At 36.9% G+C, this 7,045-nt stretch carries 5 protein-coding genes and 1 pseudogene; all 6 read right to left on the bottom strand.

The annotated features are described in order from the left end of the window. Nucleotides 1-165: 165 nt before the first annotated feature. Nucleotides 166-1,829 (bottom strand): annotated as a pseudogene (argS, locus tag HLX49_RS16790) (arginine--tRNA ligase). Continuing rightward, nucleotides 1,826-2,272 (bottom strand): YwiB family protein, encoded by a 447-nt coding sequence (locus tag HLX49_RS16785; RefSeq protein WP_296363333.1) that lies wholly within the window; start codon nucleotides 2,270-2,272, stop codon nucleotides 1,826-1,828. The pseudogene argS and the gene HLX49_RS16785 overlap by 4 nt, the downstream one beginning before the upstream one ends. A 226-nt stretch (nucleotides 2,273-2,498) precedes the next feature. After that, nucleotides 2,499-3,110, bottom strand: a complete 612-nt coding sequence (locus HLX49_RS16780; RefSeq protein WP_296363331.1) for a YesL family protein — start codon at nucleotides 3,108-3,110, stop codon at nucleotides 2,499-2,501. A gap of 29 nt (nucleotides 3,111-3,139) precedes the next feature. Then, the gene (locus tag HLX49_RS16775) at nucleotides 3,140-4,033 is read right to left on the bottom strand and encodes a carbohydrate ABC transporter permease (RefSeq protein WP_296363329.1); all 894 of its coding nucleotides are present in this window, start codon (nucleotides 4,031-4,033) and stop codon (nucleotides 3,140-3,142) included. Nucleotides 4,034-4,301: 268 nt separating this feature from the next. Beyond that, nucleotides 4,302-5,249, bottom strand: a complete 948-nt coding sequence (locus HLX49_RS16770; protein WP_296363327.1) for an ABC transporter permease — start codon at nucleotides 5,247-5,249, stop codon at nucleotides 4,302-4,304. Nucleotides 5,250-5,693: 444 nt separating this feature from the next. Then, nucleotides 5,694-7,045: type 2 periplasmic-binding domain-containing protein (locus HLX49_RS16765; RefSeq protein WP_296363325.1), on the bottom strand; the 1,352-nt coding region annotated here is incomplete at its 5' end.

Genomic DNA, 7,045 nt, shown 5'->3' with positions numbered 1-7,045 from the left:
ATCGCTTTCCTGCGGGATCTTCAGCTCGAGCTATTCCCGCAGGAGTCTACATATTTTGACTACGCTAAAAACTTGCGTATACACAAGGACGATTTATTGTTCGTTTTTTAATCAGCTGTTTTAGTTACGTCCCAGCCTCTTTTTTGTAGTGGTGAAACCATCATTCTACATTTTTTCTGGTGCAGTAACACCAAGTACTCTTAAAGCATTAGCAAGCGTGATCTTGACCGCCTTCATTAAAAGAATACGGGCTTTTGTTAGCTCCTGATTCTCTATATCCAAAACCTTCACTGCATTATAAAAGCTATGCAGTAAACTCGCTAGATCAAAGACGTACTGTGTTATTTTATGTGGGGTTTGTTTTTCTGCAGCATCAGCGATGACTTGCGGAAACTTAGCTAGTTGCTTTAACAAGTCTGTTTCCTTTTCTGTAGTTAATACTGATACATCTACAGAATCATCAATCGTGAATCCCTTTGCCTCCGCTTGTTTTAACATCGTACAAATTCGCGCATGAGCATATTGTACATAAAACACTGGATTATCATTCGACTCAGAGCGCGCCAAATCCATGTCAAAATCAAGTTGTGAATCATTTGAACGCATAACAAAATAATAACGGACAGCATCTACGCCAACTTCCTCCATTAATTCACGCAGTGCAACAGCCTTACCTGTTCGTTTACTCATCCTTAGCTTTTCGCCATTCTCATATAGATTAACCATTTGAATAATCTTGACACTGAACTTGTCAACTGGATACCCTAATGCTTGAATAGCTGCACGCATACGAGGAATATATCCATGATGATCTGCTCCCCAAACATTAATAATTTGATCAAACCCGCGATCCAGCTTGTTTTTATGATACGCGATATCCGGGGTTAAATACGTATAGCTTCCATCCTGTTTAACTAAAACGCGATCCTTATCATCACCAAATTCAGTTGAACGAAACCAAGTAGCTCCGTCCTTCTCATATGTATATTTATCTAAAACCTGAAGCGCTTCGGGAATTTTTCCTTCTTTGTATAAGGACCTCTCCGAAAACCATGAATCAAAGGTCACCCGAAAGCTTTCTAGATCTTCTTTAATTTTTCCTAATTCATAATTTAATCCGTACTCTCTAAAAAAGGCCAGGCGCTCTTCTCGTTCGCTATGTACCCACTTATCGTCATACTCTTCACTTAATTTTTTACCAATCTGAATAATATCTTCACCGTAATATCCATCTTCAGGCATAGAAGCGTCTTGACCAAGCACTTGTAAATAACGTGCTTCCACAGAAAGTGCCAAATTATCTATTTGATTGCCTGCATCATTAATGTAATATTCTCGTTCTACTTGATAACCTGCTGCAGCCAACACATTACAAAGTACATCTCCAAATGCCGCTCCGCGTGCATGACCTAGGTGAAGATCCCCGGGTGGGTTAACAGATACAAATTCTACTTGTATGCGTTTATTTTGACCTGCCGTTGACTTTCCATATGCATCCCCTTCCTTTATAATTGTAGGGATAATAGAGCCAAGAAAGTCCTCTTTCATGAAAAAGTTAATAAATCCTGGTCCGGCAATTTCTACTTTCTCAATCGCAGATTCTGTTTGATCAAGATGATTCACGATCTCATCAGCAATCAACCGAGGTGCTTTTTTCGCTATTCGAGCTAATTGCATGGCAATTGTAGTCGCAAAATCTCCATGATTTTATCCTTTGGCTTTTCTAAAACAATTAGGGGTATTTGTTCTTCACTTGCAAGCTTTGCCTTTAATACGGCTTCCTTAATTTGCTGCTTTAACGCTTCTTCTGTCTGTGTTAAGACATTCATGCCTTGTCCTCCTCTTTTATAACTAAGTCGAGCGTTTGCTGTCTCGCATCTTGTCCATTTAGTTTGAGATCGTAAGCAATTTGCAGGTTGCCATTCTTTGTTGACGATAACGGTTCATAGACAATAGCTGTCGTATAAGTTTCCATATGTATATTGCCATAAGGATGCTTTAATACATTCTCTGTCGTTTGATTGATATGGAATTGCTGATTCATGGTAACATTACCCGAACGCTTCAAGTTGACTTTTTCACGTTGAATCGTAATCATGTTTTTTACAACAGACGCATCCTCTAATACTTCTTCAAACGTCAGCACGTCTATATTTCCTTTTTGATAAAGCGTACCAGTCTGTTTGCTTTCGTGAAATTCTTTTTGTCCATTGTCATTAATCGTCGTATGAAGTTCAATCCATACAGCTGTTTGTTGCTTATTATTCGACATACCTGACTCCTCCATTCATTTCGTTCCAGATGGAGATTTACTTTATAAATCATAATAGAATAGTGTATTCTTGTGTATTCTATTATAACAAAGATTATTTATCAAGCGGTGAAAGAAGGAATAGAAGACATGACAATCTTATGAAATAACAACTGTTTAAACAAGAAGTGTGAATCTCTATATAACGATTTATTAGCTAGTTGTATAACTTCTCTTACATAGAATGTCATGCTTGCTCATACTTTGAAAACGTTTGCTGCGCTCCCCATGTTACAATATAAGCAAACACACTCCCACCAAAGAAAAATAGTAAAGCTGGAATGGTTAGGTAGATAAAATAAAACAAACCGCTAGTAACCCCCATTAAGAATACAGTTAAGAGTGGATGGCCTATGCCAATAACAAAAGCCCACTTTATATATTCCAACGATTTCAACTTAAAATGTGCAAAAATCGGAAAAATATAAAGGAGTATAATCATATACACTAAAAACAGACCGATAACTCCAAAACTAGCAATAAGATAGGCAATATGCCCTTGAGAACGAAGGATTTGAAACTCGATCGTCATCAAATAGCCAATTCCTAAAATAACGTATCCTAATACATTTATTTTGCTAAACTCTTTTCGATATGACCTCCAAAAGGTTGAAAATATTGGTATATCTGTTTCCTTATTCATCCACTTTCTAACAACCGAAAACATAGCAGCAGTAGCAGGTAAAATTCCGAATACAAGTAATCCAGCAACTGAAAATATGATCCATAAAAAATTTAAATAGGCGAACCTAGTAACCCACACCGAGAAATGATAATAGCCTGCTATAAACCCACTCATTGTAGTCCTCCCCTTTCGTTCAAATAAATTTATTCTTTAATTGATCCAATTAAAACCCCTTGCACAAAATATCTTTGAATAAAAGGATACACAAGTAATAAAGGAAGGGAGGAAACGATAATTACGGCATACTTAATTAAGCCTGCTGTTTTCACTTGATCTACGAGAGATTCTGCCCCTCCACCTGCTGTAGGATCGGTTAACTGCATCTGATTTACAACCAAAATTTCTCTTAAAATTAACTGCAATGGAAATTTATCTCTATCAGATAAATAAATTAAGGCGTTAAAATACTGATTCCATAAACCTACTGCATGAAATAAAGCCATAACTGCAATAATAGGAAGAGAAAGAGGTAAAACCACCCTTATAAAAATATAAAAATCAGAAGCACCGTCAATTTTTGCAGCTTCAACCAACTGATCAGGAATGCTTTGTTGAAAAAAAGTACGTGCTACTAATATCGACCAAGCACCTACAACGTTTGGAATAACAATTGCCCACATGGTATCTAGCATACCTAAAGATTTCACTATAAGATAAGTCGGAATAAGACCACCATTAAATAGCATTGTAAACAGAAAAAACCATAATATAGCTTTTTTTGCCATCAGTTCTTTCCTCGATAAAGCATAGGCACATGGCAAAAGAACAAACAAATGAATGGCTGTACCTACTAATGTATATAAAATCGTGTTCCCATATCCTCTCCAAATCGACGCTTCAGCAAAAACTCGCTGATAACCTTCAAACGTAATGTCTACAGGCCACAACCACATCTCACCAGAGCTTACTGCAGTAGGATCACTAATAGAAGCACTTAAAACAAAAACTAGCGGATATACGATTAATACCAATATAATAAGTAAAAATAGTGTATTTAATATATCGAATGACGTGTCTGATAGGGTAACTCTTTTCATTCCTATACCTCCTCGTATAGTATGTTTAGGCATCACTTTTTCTTCTGCTCAATCTTGACTCATTCATACAAATTGTATCTGCTAGCGCCTCGTTACTCTCCACTGCAGGCGGACGCTTTCATCAGGGCTGCTTGTGAGCCTCCTCCCTCACAAAAACCGTTCGCCGTGGGGTATCAAGTCTCATGCTATTACCGTTGGAGTCGTCGCCTTACGTTCCAAGTAACTTGGTATAATTAATTATTTTTCACTTGACATATTACCGCAGGTCTTACCATAAACTAGAATCTGTTGTTTTTCTTGCTAAATAATTAAATATCAAGAGTAATGTAATATTTATAGCTGAATCAAATAACCCAATGGCTGCCGCAAAACTATACTGTCCCTCTAATAATCCCGTTTGATAAACAAACGTTTGAATGACATCGGAAGTGGACATATTCAGATTGTTTTGCATTAATAAAACTTTTTCAAAACCTACCGTCATGAAAGATCCAATATTTAATATAAATAAAACAACAATGGTTGGTAGAATGCTCGGAATGTTAATATGCATTATTCGTTGCAAACGTGTTGCACCGTCTACTTTTGCAGCTTCATGTAATTCTGGGCTAACAGCGGAAAGCGCAGCTAAATATATAATCGAACTCCACCCCAACGTTTGCCAAACTCCTGACCAAGTAAAGACATGTCGAAACCAATCCGGGCTTGTTAAAAACGGGATGGACTCGCCACCTAAAGCAACAATGATTCTATTCACCAACCCAATAGTTGGATCTAAGAAGATAACAATCATTCCTACGACGACAACAACAGAGATAAAATGAGGTGCATAGGTTAAGGTTTGCGCCCATTTTTTAAAAGCGCCTGGTCTTAGCTCATTTAATGAAAGTGCCAATATAATAGGTAAAGGAAATAAAATTAATTGATAAGCACTTAATAACAATGTGTTTTTCAGCAGTCTCCAGAAATAATAGGAATCAAAGAATCGAGTAAAATGATCAAATCCTGTCCATGGGCTCCCCCAAATTCCTTCTGTAGCAATAAAGTTTTTAAATGCAATTTGCACACCATACATTGGCACATAGTGTAAAGTAATAAAATAAGCAAGCGCTGGGACCAAAAATACATACAATTGCCAGTTCCTCAACAATTTTTTCTTTATGGTATAAGTTCTAGATTGATTAGGAAGAGAAGCTTCTGATTTGGTTGCTCTCATTTTTAAACCTCCTCACAAAGTATTTAGGCGTTACTAATCCGCCATTTTTTTCCTACTCGAAATTGTATCTGTGCGTTAACCTATCGCTTTTCACTACAGGCGGACGCTGTTTGAGCTCCTTCCTGGCAAAAAGCGCTTATTGTGTTGTCGGGATACGGATGCTTTTTTTTACAGGAGTCGCACCTTTCGTTCTAAGCGAACGATTGCTTTACTACGTCAGATGTAATTACGGTGCAGCAGTGCTCTAATAAGTATGTAAAAAGCTTCCTCTACATTTCGTGTCATAAACACGTTTCACACTTCACACCGATGAAGAGAAAGCTATTATATCCCCTTACTTTTTCTTTTTAAAGGTTATTCAAAAAATTTATACGAGACAAGGATGACGTTGACTAACTATAATACATCACGCCAAACCGTTTAAGTATTTAAATAATTTAAGGGTTAATTTTCTTTATAACGGTCATAAGCCTGCTTCTGTATTTCCATATACTTATCTACGTTCATATTTTCTACCGTTTCCACATAACTTTCCCATTCTGAAAAATCTTTTTCACCCGTAATAAATGCGGCTTGCATTTCATTAACATATTTTTCCAAGTCTGTTCGCAGAATGGATAATTCCTCGTTCTCTTCAGCAGTATAAGTGAAGCTTGGCCATATTTCTTCTATTAGATGGGGCTCTAAATTTTTAGCAGCTTCTTTATCTGATAGTGCATTTTCAGATCCTGTAAAATAATCATCCGTCACCATAACTGGATGATTACCACCAGGATTGATAATATATTGCGCTAAAGCTTGTGTTAACGTTAACCCATCAGGATTATTGGTTATTTCTTCCACTAATTGCGGGCCATCATCCGTTTCTTCATAAGTGACGCCTTTCATTCCCATAAAAAACATTTTTGCTCCTTCATCACTCCAAAAATAATCAAGCCACTTCAGTGTTGCTTCTGGATTCTCATTCTCACTTGTAATAATAAAATTACCTAAGGAGCGTAATGGAGAAGTTATTCCTGTATACATTTTATCCCTGTTCGGACCTTCAAGTGCATTTCCTGGTATGAACTGACCGCCAACGTCATCACCATATAATTCAATAGGATTAAAGAACTGTACAGCACCGTATAAGTTATCTGCAGCATTTCCTAAATGCTGATCTACTTCAAGTGTATAAATATTCTGCTCAATCAACTCTTCTTCAAATAACCGATTTAAATAGACGAGCATTTCTTTATAAGACGCAGATACAGGGAAAAAACGAATATTTCCCGTTGCTGGATCCTCATCAATAAGCGTATGCAATTGACCTTTGTTTTGAACACCAAATGCGCCGGAAATCCAATGTATAATACGCGACATTTCTGCTACGCTACTAAGTGGAATTTCATCATTTTTTCCATTTTCATTCAGATCTGTTTCTTTTACAGCCTTTAAATACGCATATAATTCTTCTGTTGTTTCTGGGTTTTCCATTCCTAATTGCTCTAACCAATCTCCATTAATCCAACTTTTTGCACCGATTAACAATGATAAGAAATCTGGAGAATATACCGTTGGGACAGAATAAATATTACCATCTGGGAATGTAAGACCTTTTCTAATGTCAGGATTTTCATCAAGCACCTTTGAAATATTTGGAGCATACTCTTCCATTAAATCATTTAGCGGAATAAAAGTTCCTTGCGCTCCGTATGTTTGAATATCTGAAATGGAAACATTTGCAGCATAGAATGCATCTGGCAAATCTCCACTCGCTAAGGCAAGATTCCTCTTCTCATCAAGCCCATCAGCAG

The organism is Virgibacillus sp., assembly GCF_013393565.1.
GTDB classification, from domain to species: Bacteria; Bacillota; Bacilli; order Bacillales; family Amphibacillaceae; genus Virgibacillus; species Virgibacillus dokdonensis.
This window is presented reverse-complemented; position numbering and strand designations above follow the sequence as displayed.

What these genes read in the sequence shown, in the direction of transcription:
- HLX49_RS16775 (WP_296363329.1), bottom strand. Translation starts at nt 4,033, where the DNA reads ATGAAAAGAGTTACCCTATCAGACACGTCATTCGATATATTAAATACA.
- HLX49_RS16770 (WP_296363327.1), bottom strand. Translation starts at nt 5,249, where the DNA reads ATGAGAGCAACCAAATCAGAAGCTTCTCTTCCTAATCAATCTAGAACT.
- HLX49_RS16780 (WP_296363331.1), bottom strand. Translation starts at nt 3,110, where the DNA reads ATGAGTGGGTTTATAGCAGGCTATTATCATTTCTCGGTGTGGGTTACT.
- HLX49_RS16785 (WP_296363333.1), bottom strand. Translation starts at nt 2,272, where the DNA reads ATGTCGAATAATAAGCAACAAACAGCTGTATGGATTGAACTTCATACG.